At 62.8% G+C, this 15,663-nt stretch carries 13 protein-coding genes, 1 tRNA gene and 1 pseudogene; 14 read left to right on the top strand and 1 reads right to left on the bottom strand.

Annotated features, from left to right (window positions below):
• The first annotated feature begins 11 nt into the window (after positions 1 to 11).
• From ACX0MV_RS17280 to rfbD, 9 genes and pseudogenes are all read left to right on the top strand, one after another.
• Positions 12 to 764 (top strand): ABC transporter substrate-binding protein, encoded by a 753-nt coding sequence (locus ACX0MV_RS17280; RefSeq protein ID WP_458983756.1) that lies wholly within the window; start codon positions 12 to 14, stop codon positions 762 to 764.
• A 50-nt stretch (positions 765 to 814) separates the two neighbouring features.
• Entirely contained in the window at positions 815 to 1,510 is a 696-nt protein-coding gene (locus ACX0MV_RS17275; RefSeq protein WP_458983755.1) for an ABC transporter permease, read from the top strand.
• Positions 1,507 to 2,196 carry an ABC transporter permease gene (locus ACX0MV_RS17270; protein ID WP_458983754.1) on the top strand — a complete coding sequence of 230 codons (690 nt, stop codon included), beginning with the start codon at positions 1,507 to 1,509 and terminating at the stop codon, positions 2,194 to 2,196. The genes ACX0MV_RS17275 and ACX0MV_RS17270 overlap by 4 nt, the downstream gene beginning before the upstream one ends.
• A 9-nt stretch (positions 2,197 to 2,205) precedes the next feature.
• On the top strand, positions 2,206 to 3,438 hold the full coding sequence (locus ACX0MV_RS17265; RefSeq protein WP_458983753.1) for a methyltransferase: 1,233 nt from the start codon (positions 2,206 to 2,208) through the stop codon (positions 3,436 to 3,438).
• Positions 3,439 to 3,724: 286 nt separating this feature from the next.
• Positions 3,725 to 3,800: transfer RNA gene (locus tag ACX0MV_RS17260), tRNA-Thr, on the top strand.
• Between the two features lie 135 nt (positions 3,801 to 3,935).
• Positions 3,936 to 5,003 (top strand): dTDP-glucose 4,6-dehydratase, encoded by a 1,068-nt coding sequence (gene rfbB / locus ACX0MV_RS17255; RefSeq protein ID WP_458983752.1) that lies wholly within the window; start codon positions 3,936 to 3,938, stop codon positions 5,001 to 5,003.
• Between the two features lie 12 nt (positions 5,004 to 5,015).
• Positions 5,016 to 5,882, top strand: a complete 867-nt coding sequence (rfbA, locus tag ACX0MV_RS17250; RefSeq protein WP_458983751.1) for a glucose-1-phosphate thymidylyltransferase RfbA — start codon at positions 5,016 to 5,018, stop codon at positions 5,880 to 5,882.
• A 2-nt stretch (positions 5,883 to 5,884) separates the two neighbouring features.
• Entirely contained in the window at positions 5,885 to 6,430 is a 546-nt protein-coding gene (rfbC, locus tag ACX0MV_RS17245) for a dTDP-4-dehydrorhamnose 3,5-epimerase (RefSeq protein WP_458983750.1), read from the top strand.
• Positions 6,349 to 7,224, top strand: a pseudogene (gene rfbD / locus ACX0MV_RS17240) (dTDP-4-dehydrorhamnose reductase); the annotation flags it as partial. The gene rfbC and the pseudogene rfbD, both read left to right, overlap by 82 nt.
• Here the strand turns inward: rfbD and ACX0MV_RS17235 are convergent.
• Positions 7,117 to 8,913 (bottom strand): methyl-accepting chemotaxis protein, encoded by a 1,797-nt coding sequence (locus tag ACX0MV_RS17235; protein WP_458983749.1) that lies wholly within the window; start codon positions 8,911 to 8,913, stop codon positions 7,117 to 7,119. The pseudogene rfbD and the gene ACX0MV_RS17235 sit on opposite strands and share 108 nt — an antisense overlap.
• Positions 8,914 to 9,084: 171 nt before the next feature.
• Between ACX0MV_RS17235 and ACX0MV_RS17230 the strand changes: the two genes are divergently transcribed.
• From ACX0MV_RS17230 to dctM, 5 genes are all read left to right on the top strand, one after another.
• Positions 9,085 to 10,902 carry a sensor histidine kinase gene (locus tag ACX0MV_RS17230; RefSeq protein ID WP_458983748.1) on the top strand — a complete coding sequence of 606 codons (1,818 nt, stop codon included), beginning with the start codon at positions 9,085 to 9,087 and terminating at the stop codon, positions 10,900 to 10,902.
• A complete protein-coding gene (locus ACX0MV_RS17225) occupies positions 10,899 to 12,284 on the top strand; it encodes a sigma-54-dependent transcriptional regulator (protein ID WP_458983747.1) in 1,386 nt (461 codons plus the stop codon). The genes ACX0MV_RS17230 and ACX0MV_RS17225 overlap by 4 nt, the downstream gene beginning before the upstream one ends.
• A gap of 299 nt (positions 12,285 to 12,583) precedes the next feature.
• Positions 12,584 to 13,573, top strand: coding sequence for a C4-dicarboxylate TRAP substrate-binding protein DctP (dctP, locus tag ACX0MV_RS17220; protein WP_458983746.1), 990 nt, complete (start codon positions 12,584 to 12,586; stop codon positions 13,571 to 13,573).
• 138 nt (positions 13,574 to 13,711) lie between these two features.
• Positions 13,712 to 14,356, top strand: a complete 645-nt coding sequence (locus ACX0MV_RS17215) for a TRAP transporter small permease (protein ID WP_458983745.1) — start codon at positions 13,712 to 13,714, stop codon at positions 14,354 to 14,356.
• Complete coding sequence (gene dctM / locus ACX0MV_RS17210; protein WP_458983744.1) at positions 14,353 to 15,633, top strand: C4-dicarboxylate TRAP transporter large permease protein DctM; 1,281 nt, start codon at positions 14,353 to 14,355, stop codon at positions 15,631 to 15,633. The genes ACX0MV_RS17215 and dctM overlap by 4 nt, the downstream gene beginning before the upstream one ends.
• Positions 15,634 to 15,663: the final 30 nt, after the last annotated feature.

Raw genomic sequence — 15,663 nt, 5'->3', positions numbered from 1 at the left:
AGCAACATCGCATGCAGAACTACAAAAAACTCCTGCTGGCCGCTGCCGCTACTCTGGCATTCGGCACCAGCGCCGTCGCTGCTGACAAACTGAAACTGGGTACCGAAGGCGCCTACCCGCCCTTCAACCTGATCGATGCCAGCGGCCAGGTTGGCGGCTTCGACGTAGAAATCGGCCAGGCCCTGTGCGCCAAGATGCAGGCCGAGTGCGAAGTAGTCACCTCCGACTGGGACGGCATCATTCCAGCCCTGAACGCCAAGAAGTTCGACTTCCTGATCGCCTCCATGTCGATCACCGAAGAGCGCCAGGCAGCGGTGGACTTCACCGACCCTTACTACACCAACAAGCTGCAGTTCATCGCACCGAAGGCCAGCGACTTCAAAACCGACAAAGCCAGCCTCAAAGGCAAGGTGATCGGCGCCCAGCGCGCTACCATCGCCGGCACCTGGCTGGAAGACAACCTGGACGGCGTGGTCGACATCAAGCTGTACGACACCCAGGAAAACGCCTACCTCGACCTCTCCTCCGGTCGTCTCGACGGCGTGCTGGCTGACAGCTTCGTCAACTGGGAATGGCTGAAGAGCGATGCCGGCAAGGAGTTCGAATTCAAGGGCGACCCGGTCTTCGACAACGACAAGATCGGCATCGCCGTACGTAAAGGCGACCCGCTGCGTGAGAAGCTCAACACCGCACTGAAAGAAATCGTCGCCGACGGCACCTACAAGAAGATCAACGATAAGTACTTCCCTTTCAGCATCTACTAAGCAGCCGGCTCTGCGCCGCCCCCTGCGGCGGCGCGGGCTTCTGAGCCCCCATGAATTTCGACCTCTACGGATTCGGCCCCGCGCTGGCCGCCGGCACCCTGATGACCATCAAACTGGCGCTTTGCGCGCTGGCATTGGGCTTGGTGCTCGGCTTACTCGGCGCGCTGGCCAAAACTTCGCCCTACAAGCCATTGCGATGGCTTGGCGGCACCTACTCGACCATCGTGCGCGGCATCCCCGAGCTGTTGTGGGTGTTGCTGATCTATTTCGGTACGGTCAACCTGATGCGCAGCCTGGCTGATCTGCTGGGCATGGAAAGCCTCGAGCTCTCCGCCTTCGCCGCAGGCACCATCGCCCTCGGCATCTGTTTTGGCGCCTACGCGACCGAGGTGTTCCGCGGTGCGATTCTGGCAATCCCCAAAGGCCACCGCGAAGCCGGACAGGCACTGGGACTGTCGAAACCACGAATCTTCTGGCGACTGATCCTGCCGCAGATGTGGCGCATCGCCCTGCCCGGCCTGGGCAACCTGTTCATGATTCTGATGAAAGACACAGCACTGGTATCGGTGATCGGCCTGGAGGAAATCATGCGCCGCTCGCAGATCGCGGTGACCTCGAGCAAAGAGCCCTTCACGTTCTTCCTGGTGGCCGCCTTCATCTACCTGGGCCTCACCGTGCTTGCCATGATCGGCCTGCACTTCCTCGAAAAGCGCGCTAGCCGTGGTTTTATCAGGAGCGCGACATGAACTGGGAAGTGATCATCAAATGGCTGCCGCGCCTCGCTGAAGGTGCGGCACTGACGCTTGAACTGGTTGCCATCGCGGTTATCGCTGGCCTGATTCTGGCCCTGCCGATGGGCATTGCCCGCGCATCGAAGCATTGGTTCGTGCGCGCAGTGCCTTACGGCTACATCTTTTTCTTCCGCGGCACGCCGCTGCTGGTGCAGCTGTTCCTGGTCTATTACGGTGTGGCGCAATTCGATGTGGTGCGTCAGGGCCCGCTCTGGCCTTACCTGCGCGACCCGTATTGGTGCGCCATCCTGACCATGACGCTGCATACCGCAGCCTATATCGCGGAAATTCTTCGCGGCGCGATTCAAGCCGTTCCCCAGGGTGAAGTCGAAGCAGCGCGCGCTCTGGGCATGTCGCGCGCCCAGGCGATGTTCTACATCATCCTGCCGCGCGCGGCGCGGATCGGTTTGCCGGCCTATAGCAACGAAGTGATCCTGATGCTCAAGGCCAGCGCGCTGGCCAGCACCGTGACCCTGCTGGAGCTGACCGGCATGGCGCGCACCATCATTGCCCGCACCTACCTGCCGGTGGAAATCTTCTTCGCCGCCGGCATGTTCTATCTGCTGATCGCCTTCCTCCTGGTACGCGGCTTCAAGTTGCTGGAGCGCTGGCTGCGCGTCGATGCCTGCCAGGGTCGCTGACGGCGGCCCATGAGCGACGAGACACTTGCCGGCGCCGAGCTGCTCCAACGCTTTGAGGCGCTGGACAGGTTCCTGATTGCCCACCAACAACTGTGGCGGCCACGGCCCTTCACCCATCAGCACCTGCCCTGGGAAGCTGAACACCCTGAGCTGGCGCACTGGCTGCGTGCGCGCAGCCTGGAGCAGGCCGAAGCCGCGCACAACCAGCCTCATCTGCTGGCGGCGCCTGCCCCCTTCCCTGCCCTGGCCAGCGAATCCCAGGCCCTGACCCAGCTTGGTGGCCTGCCGCAGCACGCAGAACCCGAGCTGTCAGCACGTTTCTCGGTAGATGTGCCGGGCCGCAAATGGCTACAGATCAAGGCCTTCGCCGCCAGCCTGCAATTTGCTCGGCCGACGCAGCGGTGGCTGGATTGGTGCGCAGGCAAAGGTCACCTCGGCCGGGTGCTGGCCTATGACAGCCGTCCGCTAACATGCTTGGAACAGGATCCGGCGCTGGTGCTGGATGGTCAGCGGATCAGCAGACGCCTGCACCTCGATGCACAACACCTCTGTCAGGATGTACTCGCAGACGACGCGGGCGCACGGCTGGCAGCAGACCATACCGCGGTGGCGCTGCATGCCTGCGGCGATCTGCACGTGCGCCTGCTGCAACTGGCCAGTGAGGTCGGCTGCCGCCAGCTGGCAGTCGCGCCCTGCTGCTACAACCGCATCAGCACCTCGCACTATCAGCCGCTATCCGTTGCAGCCCAGGGCTCGGCGCTGCAGCTATCGCTCGACGACCTCGCCCTTCCGCTGACAGAAACCGTGACCGCCGGCGCCCGCGTGCGCCAGCAACGCGACCTGTCGATGGCCCGCCGCCTGGCTTTCGACCTGCTGCAACGGCGCCTGCGCGGCATCGATGAATACCTGCCAACGCCATCGCTCGCCGCCTCCTGGCTAAAAAAGCCTTTTGCCGACTATTGCCTGCACCTGGCAAGCAGTCAGGAGCTCGACATGCAAAACGCCCAAGGTAAAAGCCAGGCGGCACCTGACTGGCTGCAACTGGAGGCCGATGGCTGGCAAAGACTCGCCCAGGTGCGCAACCTGGAGCTGGTGCGTGGGCTGTTTCGACGCCCCTTGGAACTCTGGTTGCTGCTCGACCGAGCCCTCTACCTGCAAGAGCAGGGTTATCAGGTAAGGCTGGGCATGTTCTGCCCAGGCACGCTTACGCCGCGCAACCTGTTACTACTTGCTGAACGTTAGCCCGGCGAGCTGTGGATAACTGTGTTGATAAAATTTTCAGCGCCGCGCCAGCACGCCGAAGCTCTGGCGCCAAGCAGTCCACTGTGTATTTAGCCAGGCCATAAATCGTCAACGATACCAAGCACTTGAGAAAATGCGAGGCGCAGCGCACGCTTTTTCAATGCATCCCCGTACTCAAGCATTCAGTTGTGCATAAAGACTTTGCTACTGATAGCCCAGCCGCATTTATCTGTGCGCTGGCGGCTTTACTCAAGCAAATGAATGGATATAATGGCGGCCCTCAAATGCCGGTATAGCTCAGCTGGTAGAGCAACTGACTTGTAATCAGTAGGTCCCGGGTTCGATTCCTGGTGCCGGCACCACACTTTCAAAAGGCCTGCAATGATGCAGGCCTTTTTATTTAGCTGCTTCACAACAGAACCCTATCCACGATCGTAGTCATCACCGAGCTAGATGGCATATACACACAGAACTGTAATTAGAAAAGGCAAGTTCTTATGCGCATCATGGTTACCGGCGGCGCCGGCTTTATTGGTTCGGCGTTGATTCGCCATTTGCTCGATCACACCGACCATCAGGTGTTGAATCTCGACAAGCTGACCTATGCCGGCAACCTCGAGTCCCTGCTCAGCGTTGCTGACAGTCCCCGCTATCAATTTCTCCAGGCCGATATTGCCGACAGCGAAACGGTCGCCGCGGCGCTGGCGCAGTTCCAGCCGGACGCCGTCATGCACCTGGCTGCCGAATCCCACGTCGACCGCTCGATTGACGGCCCGGCAGCATTCATCCAGACCAACATAGTCGGCACCTATGCCTTGCTGGAGTCGACCCGCGCGTACTGGGCGCAGCTGGACGAGCAGCGCAAGCAGCGCTTTCGCTTTCACCATATTTCCACCGATGAGGTATATGGCGACCTGCACGGCGTTGATGACCTATTCACCGAAACCACGCCCTACGCGCCCAGTTCGCCCTATTCGGCCAGCAAGGCGGCGTCCGATCACCTGGTCCGCGCCTGGCAACGCACTTACGGGCTGCCGGTGCTGTTGAGCAACTGCTCGAACAACTACGGGCCTTTTCACTTTCCAGAAAAGCTGATCCCGCTGGTCATCCTCAATGCGCTGGATGGCAAGCCGCTGCCGGTGTACGGCAACGGCCAGCAGGTGCGCGACTGGTTGTATGTGGAAGACCACGCGCGCGCGTTGCTGAAGGTGGTCAGCGAGGGTGTGGTAGGCGAGACCTACAATATTGGCGGGCACAACGAGCAGAAGAACATCGACGTGGTGCGCAGCATCTGCGCGCTGCTCGACGAACTGGCGCCACGCCGGGACGCCGGTGCCGGTGCCGGTGGCTATGAAATCCTGATTACCTATGTGAAGGACCGCCCCGGCCATGACCTGCGCTACGCCATCGACGCCAGCAAGGTCGAACGCGAGCTGGGCTGGAAGCCGCAGGAAACCTTCGCCAGCGGTTTGCGCAAGACCGTCCGCTGGTACCTGGACAATCTCGACTGGTGCCGTCGCGTGCAGGATGGCAGCTATCAACGTGAGCGCCTTGGCGCCCTGTAAGGAAATCGGCGAATGAAGGGAATAGTTCTGGCGGGCGGCTCCGGCACGCGTCTGCATCCAATCACCCTTGGGGTCTCCAAGCAGCTGCTGCCGATTTACGACAAACCGATGATCTATTACCCGCTGTCGGTGTTGATGCTCGCCGGCATACGCGAAATCCTGATCATCTCCACACCTGTGGACCTGCCCAATTTCCAGAAGATGTTTGGCGACGGCAGCCAGTTCGGCCTGCACCTGAGCTACGCCGAACAGCCCTCTCCGGACGGCCTGGCGCAGGCGTTCCTGATTGGCGAATCCTTTATTGGCGACGACTCGGTCTGCCTGATCCTTGGTGACAACATATTCCACGGCCAGCACTTTACCGAACAGTTGCTGAGCGCCGCGGCGGTCAATACCGGTGCCACCGTCTTCGGTTACTGGGTCAAGGACCCTGAGCGCTTTGGAGTGGTCGAGTTCGACGAGAGCGGCCGGGCGATCTCCATCGAGGAAAAACCGGCGAAGCCGAAATCCAGCTATGCGGTGACCGGTCTGTATTTCTATGACAACCAGGTGATCGAGATCGCCAAGGCCGTGAAGCCCTCGGCCCGCGGCGAACTGGAGATCACCGACGTCAACAATGCCTACCTGCAGCGCGGCGAGCTGCGGGTCGAGCGCTTTGGCCGCGGCTTCGCCTGGCTCGACACCGGCACCCACGACAGCCTGCTGGACGCCTCTCAATACGTGCAGACGATCGAGCACCGTCAAGGCCTGAAGGTCGCCTGCCTTGAGGAAATCGCCTACCAGCAAGGCTGGATCGACCGCGACCAGTTGCTCAGGCAAGCCAAGGCCTTCGGCAAGACCGGTTACGGCCAGTATCTATTCGGTTTGGCAGAGGAATGATCATGCAGGTAATCCGTACAGCATTGCCCGAGGTTCTGATTCTGGAGCCCAAGGTATTCGGCGATGAACGCGGCTTTTTCTTCGAAAGCTTCAACGCCCGCGACTTCGCCCAAGCCACCGGCCTTCAGCGCGAATTCGTCCAGGACAATCACTCGCGCTCGCAGCGTGGCGTGCTGCGTGGCCTGCACTATCAGCTGCAGCAGGCCCAGGGAAAGCTGGTGCGTGTCACCGCTGGCGAGGTATACGACGTCGCCGTCGACCTGCGGCGCAGCTCGCCGACCTTCGGCCAGTCGGTCGGGGTGATGCTTTCCGCCGAGAACAATCGGCAGATGTGGGTACCGGAAGGGTTTGCCCATGGCTTTCTGGTGCTGAGCGAATACGCCGAGTTTCTCTACAAGACCACCGACTACTACGCCCCCGCCCACGAGCGCTGCATCCGCTGGGATGATCCGACGCTGGCGATCGAATGGCCGCTCGCCGAACCGCCGCAACTCTCGGCCAAGGATCAAAACGGCAGCAGCCTGGGCGATGCGGAGCTGTTCCCGTGAGCATTCTGCTCATCGGCCAGCACGGCCAGCTCAGCCGTGAATTGCAGCTAAGCCTGCAGGGTCACAGCGGGCTCGTCACCCTCGGCCGCGACCAGCTCGACCTGGCCGACCCCGAGCAGATTCGTCGGCACGTGCGCCGCCTGAGCCCGCAGCTGATCATCAATGCCGCCGCCCATACGGCGGTCGATCAGGCCGAGAGCGAGCCGGAGCTGGCATTTGCGATCAATGCCCGTGCACCCGGCATCCTCGCAGAAGAGGCCGCTCGGCTGGGCGCCCCGCTGATCCACTATTCCACGGACTATGTATTCGACGGCAGCAAAGCGGACGCTTATGCCGAGGACGACCCGAGCAACCCGCTCAACGTCTACGGCCGCAGCAAGCTGGCCGGCGAGCAGGCTGTTCAAGCCGCTGGCGGCGCGCACCTGATCCTGCGTACCAGCTGGGTGTATTCACTGCACGGGCGCAACTTCCTGCTGACCATGCAACGTCTGCTGCAGGAACGCGACAGCCTGAGCGTGGTTGCCGACCAGATTGGCGCCCCCACCTGGGCGGGCACCATTGCCGCGACGACCCACCAGTTGATCCAGCACTGGCGCGACGGTAAGGCCGGACCCTGGGGGCTGTATCACCTAACCTGCCAGGGCGAGATCTCCTGGTTCGGCTTCGCCAGCGCCATTGCCGAGCAGCTACGCGGCCAAGGCAAGCCCACCGCGCAATTGCAGACGATCCCGAGCAGTGCCTACCCCACACCGGCCACGCGACCGCTGAACTCCAGGCTCGACTGCTCGCGCCTGCAAAATGACTGGCGGGTGCAGCTGCCCGACTGGCACAGCGCGCTGCTCGAGTGCCTGAGCGCGCCTCGTTAGGCCCTGAAGCGCTGGCAGCTGTAGATCGCTGGCCAGCTTGGCCAGGTCGCGACTGGCCACTGAGCTCTGCTCGGCACCGTTGACGACCTCGCCGATGCTGTCGTTCAGGCTGCTGATGTTCTGGCTGATTTCATTGGCTACGGACGTCTGCTCTTCGGTGGCGGTGGATATCTGCGCATTGCCGTCGGCGATACCTTCAATGGCATAGGCAATATGGGTGAGCACCTCGCCCGCCTCGCGCGCATGGCTGACACTGTTCTGCGCCTGATCGCGCGACGTCTGCATGGCATGCACCGCGCTGCGTGCGCCGCCCTGCAAGGCCTCGATCATCCCGCGAATGGATTCGGTGGCCTTCTGGGTATTGCTCGCCAAACTGCGTACTTCGTCGGCTACCACGGCAAAGCCGCGCCCGGCCTCACCAGCGCGCGCCGCTTCGATCGCCGCATTGAGCGCAAGCAGGTTGGTCTGCTCGGCGATGCTCTGGATCACGCCGAGCACCTGGCTGATTTCGTCGCTCTGGCTGTGCAGGTTATCGATCACCTCGGCAGCTTTTTCCACGGAGGTGGACAGCCCCTGGATAGCCTTGAGGTTGGCCTGCACCAGCTCGCTGCCCTGGCGGGCTTCGCGGTTGGCAGCAGTCGCGGTCTGCGCGGTGGTCAGCGCATTCTGCGCCACCTCCTGCACCGCAACGCTCATTTGATGGACCGCAGTGGCGACCATGCTGGTCTGGTCACCCTGAGTCGACGCCGCCTGGCTGACCTGAGTGCTGATCGCGCTCATTTCCTCGGACGCCGCCGCCAGCTGGGTGGCCGCATCGCTGAGATGGCGGATCAACGCCTGCAGGTACTCCAGCATCGCGTTGAATGCTCGTGCCGTATCCGACACCTCATCGCGTCCGCTTACATCGGCGCGCAGGGTCAGGTTGGCGCTTTGCTGTACTTCGCTGATCAACGCGCGCAGCCCCTTGAGCGGCCGGATGATTGACAGCCCGATCACCAACGCCGCCAGCAGCACCAGGACCAGGGCCACCGCGCCGATGATCATGAAGTTGCGTTTCATTGACTGGTACAGCTGGCCGGTCTGCACGCTGAGCTTTTCACCTTCTTCCAGCTGCAGGTTGATCAAGCCGGCCAGTTCCGCACCCAGCGGGTCGAAAGTCGCATACAGCTGGCGGTTGAATGGCGCCGCCTCCTCGGCGAGCAAAGCGCCCCGGCTCAGTTGCCCGAGGTAGCGATCCGCCAGTTGCTGTACATCGCGCAGATGCAGCTTGGCCCGTTCGACCCGGTTTGCCTCGTCACGCGTCAGGTTGGTTGCGGTATAGGCGGCCCAGGCCTGATCGCCGCGCTCGCGCGCATCGGCAAACTCCTGGCGCAGCCGGCTTTCGTCGAACACCCCGGCGCGGTACTTGTGCAACGCGTCGACCATGGCGACCGCGTAGGCATCGGACACCGCCTTAAGCTGGCTGATCGGCTTCATCCGATCAGCAAACAGCTCCTCGAAACTCTGATTGATCCGACTCGCGTTGAACAACGCCATGCCGATCACAACAACCAACACCAGCAGGGGCACCACGGCCAACAACAGCAACCGCGCGCGTACCGAAACCTGAGCAAGCATGAGCGTTCTCCCAACAAAAAGAGGCGCGGGCCTTCCTTGCTCGGCGCGGTCAAGCGGCACTGCCTTGCTGGCAGTGCGACACCCATCAGCTTGGAGTATTGTCCATGGCCGGAGAATTGCTTGGTTATTCTATAAACACCCCACTGACCTGGCTGGCGACCGCGAGCATGTATGTCCACTGATAGGCCCCACACCCCGCAACGACCGCGCTGGCGCAGCCTGGCGCTGTTGGCGTTGCTGCTCACGCCGCTGCTCTGGCCGCTGCAGCAACTGGCCGAGCGCTATTACAACGGCGTGCTGATCGAACAGAATCGCCAGACCCTCGACCTCTACGTCGCCAACCTGCTCGGCACCCTGCGCCGCTATGAAGTGCTGCCGCAGATCCTCGGCGACCTGCCTGCGCTGCGTGGCGTGCTGCGCCGGCCCGACAACCATCGGGTGGTGGATAACGCGAATCGCCTGCTCGACCGGGTGCAAGCGCAAACCGGCGCCGACGTGATCTATCTGATGGACCCCAACGGGAAGACCCTGGCCGCGTCCAACTGGGAACAGGAAGACAGCTTCGTCGAACGCAACTTCGCCTTCCGTCCCTACTTCCGCGAAGCCATCGCCGGCCGCCCGGGGCGCTTCTTCGGCCTCGGCACCACCTCGGGCAAGCGTGGCTACTACTTCGCCGCGTCGGTGCGCGACGGCGAGCACATCCTTGGCGCACTGGTGGTCAAGGTCGACCTGGACCACACCGAAACGCTGTGGGGCAATACCCCGGAACAGCTGCTGGTCACCGACGCCAACGGGGTGGTCATCCTCACGTCCAACAGCGACTGGCGCTTTACCGCCAGCCGTCCGCTCGACGCTGCCGAGCGCGCGGCAATCGCCGCCAACCGCCCCTACCCGACCCTGGCGCCGCCACCGCTGCAACTCGATGAACAGAACTGGATTCGCCAACAGCGCGAACTGGTCGAGACCGGCTGGTCCGTCAGCATCCTCGCCCCGCGCAGCCTGCTCGACCGGCCCGTGCGCACCGCGGTTGCTGCGGGCGGCGGCATGCTGTTGCTGCTGATGTTGCTGCTCGGGCTGATCATGCAACGCCGCCGTCACTACCTCGAGCGGATTGCCCTGGATGCCCGCGCGCGTCAGCAACTGGAGCAGCGCGTGCAAGAGCGTACCCAGGACCTGGAGCTGCTCAACAGCCGCCTGAAGCAGGAGGTGCTGGAGCGCGAACACGCTCAGCAGGAGCTGGTCAGGGCCCAGGATGAGCTGGTGCAGGCCAGCAAGCTGTCGGCCCTCGGCACCATGTCGGCGAGCATCAGCCATGAACTGAACCAGCCCCTGGCGGCCATTCGCAGCTACGCGGAAAACGCCGGCGTGCTGCTCGACCACCAGCGCAACGAAGATGCCCGCGCCAACCTCAGCCTGATCAGCCAGCTCACCGAGCGCATGGCCTCGATCATTTCCCATTTGCGTGCGTTCGCCAGGCGCGACCGCCATGCACCGGAAAGCGTGGCGCTGCAGCCGGCGATAGACGACGCCCTGGCCTTGCTGGCGAACCGCCGGCGAGCGATGGACGTCGAGCTGATCCGCGACCTGCCGAGTGCCACCTTATGGGTCCAGGCCGGCGAAACCCGTTTGCGCCAGGTGCTCGGCAACCTGCTGGCCAATGCGCTGGACGCCTTGAGCGAGGTGGCGCAACCCCGACGCATCTGGCTGATCGCCGAAACCCATGCCGACGGCATCGACCTGCAGCTGCGCGACAATGGCCCTGGGTTCTCGCCGGAGGCCTTGCTGCGCGCCCGCGAGCCGTTCTTCACCACCAAGACCAGCGCCCAGGGCCTCGGTCTTGGCCTGGCCATCTGCGACACCCTGGTGCGCGCCCTGGGCGGCGAGCTGCTGTTCGCCAACCACCCCCAGGGCGGCGCCGTGCTGACCCTGCGCCTGCGCGCCGCCGAACACGGCGTCAACTCCCAGTCACCCGAGGACTATTCGACATGACCAGCCTAGACGCGCGCACCCAGGTGCTGTTGATCGACGACGATTCACACCTGCGCCAGGCCTTGAGCCAGACCCTCGACCTGGCCGGGCTGAAAGTCACCAGCCTGGCGGATGCCCGCGGCGTGGCGGCACGGATCGGCCACGACTGGCCCGGCGTGGTGGTAACCGACATCCGCATGCCCGGCGTCGATGGCCTGGAATTGCTCAGGCAGCTGCACGAACAGGACCCGGACCTGCCCGTGCTGCTGATCACCGGCCACGGCGACGTGCCCCTCGCCGTACAGGCCATGCGCGCCGGCGCCTATGACTTCCTGGAAAAACCCTTCGCCAGCGAGGACCTGCTCGACAGCGTGCGCCGCGCATTGGCCTTGCGCCGTCTGGTACTCGACAACCGCAGCCTGCGCTTGGCCCTGGCCGACCGCCAGCAACTGAGCGGCCGCCTGGTCGGCCAGTCGCCTGCCATGGCGCGCTTGCGCGAACAGATCGGCGCACTGGCGAGCATCAGCACTGACGTGCTGATCCTCGGTGAAACCGGTGCCGGCAAAGAAGTGGTCGCGCGCGCCCTGCATGATCTGTCGAGCCGTCGCGGCGGCCCGTTCGTTGCGATCAACGCCGGCGCGCTGGCCGAATCGGTGGTGGAAAGCGAGCTGTTCGGCCATGAGCCGGGGGCCTTCACCGGCGCGCAGAAGCGCCGTATCGGCAAGTTCGAGTTCGCCAACGGCGGCACCCTGTTTCTCGATGAAATCGAGAGCATGACGCTCGAAGTCCAGGTCAAGCTTCTGCGCTTGCTGCAGGAGCGCGTGGTCGAGCGCCTCGGCGGCAACCAGTTGATTCCGCTGGATATTCGCGTCATTGCAGCGTCCAAGGAAGACCTTCGCCAGTCCGCCGATCAGGGGCGGTTTCGCGCCGACCTGTATTACCGCCTGAACGTTGCACCGTTGCGCATTCCGCCGTTGCGCGAACGCGGCGAGGATTGCCTGCTGCTGTTCCAGCACTTCGCCGAGGCCGCCAGCAGCCGCCACGGTTTGCCGCTGCAGGACCTGCAGCCAGGGCAGCGCGCCTCGCTGCTGCGCCACACGTGGCCCGGCAACGTTCGAGAATTGCAGAACGCTGCAGAGCGCTTTGCCCTGGGCCTGGACCTCGATCTGGAATCCCACGCCAGCGGCCAGTCCAGCAGCGCGCCCGTTGGCGGCAGCCTCAGCGAGCAGGTCGAGGCCTTCGAACGATCACTGATCGCCGCCGAGATGACTCGCTCGCACAGTTCCTTGCGCAGCCTCGCCGAAGCGCTCGGTGTGCCGCGCAAGACCCTGCACGACAAACTGCGCAAACATGGCCTGAGCGTTGCGGACACTGGCGGAAGCTCGCCAGAAGAATTCGACTAAATGGCGGTTTTCCGCCATTTCTAGCTATTTCCATTTACCTTGGGCTGGGCAAAACCCACAGCGCATGGCGATACAGGCGCACAGCAACGGGCTCTTGGCGTTATGTTGCCCGCGCTTAACCGGGCTGGCATGCCGGTTGCTCTACTCTTGTTAGGCGAACCAGAAAAAATAAGTACAAGTCCAGGCCATCGCTGCCATGCGCCCGTCGTTTTCCGGCAGGCCGCCTAGACTTGCTCTTGTTCGCCCGTTTTCTGCGCTGCGGCGCTTAACGCGATAATCAAAACAAGAGGAAGCATTCCATGTTCAAACTGACTGCCAAGGCGCTCGCATGCGCCCTGTCGCTGAGCATCGCCGGCCTGGCCCAGGCGGCCGATCCGATCGTCATCAAGTTCTCCCACGTGGTTGCCGAGCACACCCCGAAAGGCCAAGGCGCGGCGCTGTTCAAGAAGCTCGCCGAAGAGCGCCTGGGCGACAAGGTTCGCGTCGAGGTCTATCCGAACTCCTCGCTGTTTGGCGACGGCAAGGAAATGGAAGCGCTGCTGCTGGGCGACGTTCAGCTGATCGCGCCATCGCTGGCCAAGTTCGAGCAGTACACCAAGCAGATCCAGGTATTCGACCTGCCGTTCCTGTTCCAGGACATGGCCGCCGTTGACCGCTTCCAGCAAAGCCCTGAAGGTCAGGCGCTGCTGAAGTCAATGGAAGACAAGAACATCACCGGCCTGGCCTACTGGCACAACGGCCTCAAGCAGCTGTCCGCCAACAAGGCGCTGCGCGAGCCGAAAGACGCCCGTGGCCTGAAGTTCCGCGTACAGGCTTCCGCCGTACTGGAAGAGCAGTTCAAGGCCGTGCGCGCCAATCCGCGCAAGATGAGCTTCGCCGAGGTCTACCAGGGCCTGCAGACTGGCGTGGTCAACGGTGCCGAGAACCCCTACTCGAACATCTACAGCCAGAAGATGCATGAAGTGCAGAAGTACATCACCGAGTCCAACCACGGTGTCCTGGACTACATGCTGATCACCAACACCAAGTTCTGGAACGGCCTGCCTGCCGACGTGCGCAGTGAGCTGGACAAGATCATCGTGGAAGTGACCGCTGAGGTGAACAAGCAGGCGGGTGCCCTCAACGATGGCGACAAGCAGCGCATCCTCGACGCCAAAACCACCGAAATCATCACCCTGACTCCTGAACAGCGCGGCGCATGGCGCGATGCGATGAAGCCAGTGTGGGGCAAGTTCGAAGCTGAAATCGGTGCCGACCTGATCAAGGCAGCAGACGCCGCCAACCAGTAAGACGGGTAGAGCCCGGCGCCAGCCATCGGCCCAGCCTGATGGTTAGCGCCGCCGCTCCTCGCCGCGTACTGACGGGCCGGCATTCAGGTGCCAGCCCATCTCAGGTCTTTTCCAGTTGTTCAGCGGGAGACACTATCGATGAACGCCTTGCGGCGCGTCTGGGAGCATTTCGAGGAAGGCTTTATCGCTTTTCTCCTGGCTGCAATGACGCTTGTGACATTCGTTTACGTAATTCTCAATAACTTCTACACCCTGTTCTACACCCTGGGTGACTTCTTTGGCGGCAACGAAACCCTGCTCGCCATCGGTGATTTCATTCTCGACCTGGCCCAGGCCATGACCTGGAGCAGCGCGTTGACCAAGGCGCTGTTCGCCTGGTTGATCTTCTTCGGCCTGGCCTACGGCGTGCGCACCGCCGGGCATATCGGCGTCGATGCACTGGTCAAGCTGTGCAGCAAACCGACCCAGCGGATCATCGGCATCATCGCCTGCTTGTGCTGCCTCGGGTACGCCGGCCTGATCACCATCGCCAGCTTCGACTGGGTGAACACGCTGTTCACCGCCGGCATTGGCGCCGAAGACCTCGGCCACTACGGCATCCAGCTGTGGCACATCACCATGATCGTGCCGTTCGGCTACGCCATGGTGTTTATCCGTTTTCTCGAAATTCTCGTGCGGATCTTGCGCAACCAGCAGACCGGCCTGGGCCTCGCCGACGAAGCGGCCGATGCCTTGAAGCTGACCGAACACGATGAAACTCAACCCAAGGGGAGCGCGCAATGACCATTCTGTTCCTCTTCGTCCTGCTGTTTTTGCTGATGTTCATCGGCGTGCCGATCGCCGCCTCGCTGGGCCTGGCCGGCTCGGTCACGATCATGCTGTTCAGCCCGGACTCGGTGCGTTCGCTGGCGATCAAGCTGTTCGAGACCAGCGAGCACTACACCCTGCTGGCGATCCCGTTCTTCCTGCTGTCCGGCGCCTTCATGACCACCGGCGGCGTGGCCAAGCGGCTGATCGACTTCGCCAACGCCTGCGTCGGCCACATCCGTGGCGGCCTGGCGATCTCGGCGGTGCTGGCGTGCATGCTGTTCGCCGCGCTGTCCGGCTCCTCGCCGGCGACCGTTGCGGCGGTGGGCTCGATCGCCATCGCCGGGATGGTACGCTCCGGTTATCCGCAGGCATTCGGCGCCGGTATCGTCTGTAACGCCGGCACCTTGGGTATCCTGATTCCGCCATCGATCGTGATGGTGGTGTACGCCGCGGCGACCGAGCAGTCGGTTGGCAAGCTGTTCATGGCCGGCGTAATCCCCGGCATCCTGCTCGGCCTCGTGCTGATGGTGGCGATTTACATCGTCGCGCGGAAGATGAACCTGCCGGCCATGCCGCGCGCCAGCTTCCGCCAGCTAATGGCCACCGCCCGCGAAGCGATCTGGGGCCTGCTGCTGATGGTGATCATCCTCGGTGGTATCTACACCGGCATGTTCACCCCGACCGAAGCGGCCGCGGTAGCGGCGGTATACGCCGGCTTTGTCGCGCTGTTCGTGTACAAGGACATGACCGTTCGCGAGTGCCCGAAGGTGCTGCTGGAGTCCGGCAAGCTGAGCATCATGCTGATGTTCATCATCGCTAACGCCATGCTCTTCGCCCACGTACTGACCACCGAGCAGATCCCGCAGACGATTACCGCCTGGGTGATCGACATGGGCCTGCAGCCGTGGCAGTTCCTCCTGGTGGTGAACATCGTGCTGCTGGTTGCGGGCGCTTTCATGGAGCCGTCAGCGATCATCCTGATCCTTGCGCCGATTCTGTTCCCGATCGCCGTACAACTGGGTATCGACCCGATTCACCTGGGCATCATCATGGTGGTGAACATGGAGATCGGTCTGATCACGCCGCCGGTGGGGCTCAACCTGTTTGTCACCTCGGCCGTCACCGGAATGCCGCTGACCGCGGTGGTGAAGGCGGCATGGCCGTGGCTGATGCTGCTGCTCAGCTTCCTGATGGTGATCACCTACGTACCAGCGGTTTCCATGGCTCTGCCGAACCTGCTGGGCATGTAAGCAACTCCTGTGGGTACTTCATGTACCACT

The organism is Pseudomonas cistanchae (assembly GCF_054483635.1).
This window is presented reverse-complemented; position numbering and strand designations above follow the sequence as displayed.

Excerpts from the sequence above, each read along its gene's own strand:
- ACX0MV_RS17280 (WP_458983756.1), top strand. The coding sequence starts at position 12 with ATGCAGAACTACAAAAAACTCCTGCTGGCCGCTGCCGCTACTCTGGCA.
- ACX0MV_RS17275 (WP_458983755.1), top strand. The coding sequence starts at position 815 with ATGAATTTCGACCTCTACGGATTCGGCCCCGCGCTGGCCGCCGGCACC.
- ACX0MV_RS17270 (WP_458983754.1), top strand. The coding sequence starts at position 1,507 with ATGAACTGGGAAGTGATCATCAAATGGCTGCCGCGCCTCGCTGAAGGT.
- ACX0MV_RS17265 (WP_458983753.1), top strand. The coding sequence starts at position 2,206 with ATGAGCGACGAGACACTTGCCGGCGCCGAGCTGCTCCAACGCTTTGAG.
- rfbB (WP_458983752.1), top strand. The coding sequence starts at position 3,936 with ATGCGCATCATGGTTACCGGCGGCGCCGGCTTTATTGGTTCGGCGTTG.
- rfbA (WP_458983751.1), top strand. The coding sequence starts at position 5,016 with ATGAAGGGAATAGTTCTGGCGGGCGGCTCCGGCACGCGTCTGCATCCA.
- rfbC (WP_458983750.1), top strand. The coding sequence starts at position 5,885 with ATGCAGGTAATCCGTACAGCATTGCCCGAGGTTCTGATTCTGGAGCCC.
- ACX0MV_RS17235 (WP_458983749.1), bottom strand. The coding sequence starts at position 8,913 with ATGCTTGCTCAGGTTTCGGTACGCGCGCGGTTGCTGTTGTTGGCCGTG.
- ACX0MV_RS17230 (WP_458983748.1), top strand. The coding sequence starts at position 9,085 with ATGTCCACTGATAGGCCCCACACCCCGCAACGACCGCGCTGGCGCAGC.
- ACX0MV_RS17225 (WP_458983747.1), top strand. The coding sequence starts at position 10,899 with ATGACCAGCCTAGACGCGCGCACCCAGGTGCTGTTGATCGACGACGAT.
- dctP (WP_458983746.1), top strand. The coding sequence starts at position 12,584 with ATGTTCAAACTGACTGCCAAGGCGCTCGCATGCGCCCTGTCGCTGAGC.
- ACX0MV_RS17215 (WP_458983745.1), top strand. The coding sequence starts at position 13,712 with ATGAACGCCTTGCGGCGCGTCTGGGAGCATTTCGAGGAAGGCTTTATC.
- dctM (WP_458983744.1), top strand. The coding sequence starts at position 14,353 with ATGACCATTCTGTTCCTCTTCGTCCTGCTGTTTTTGCTGATGTTCATC.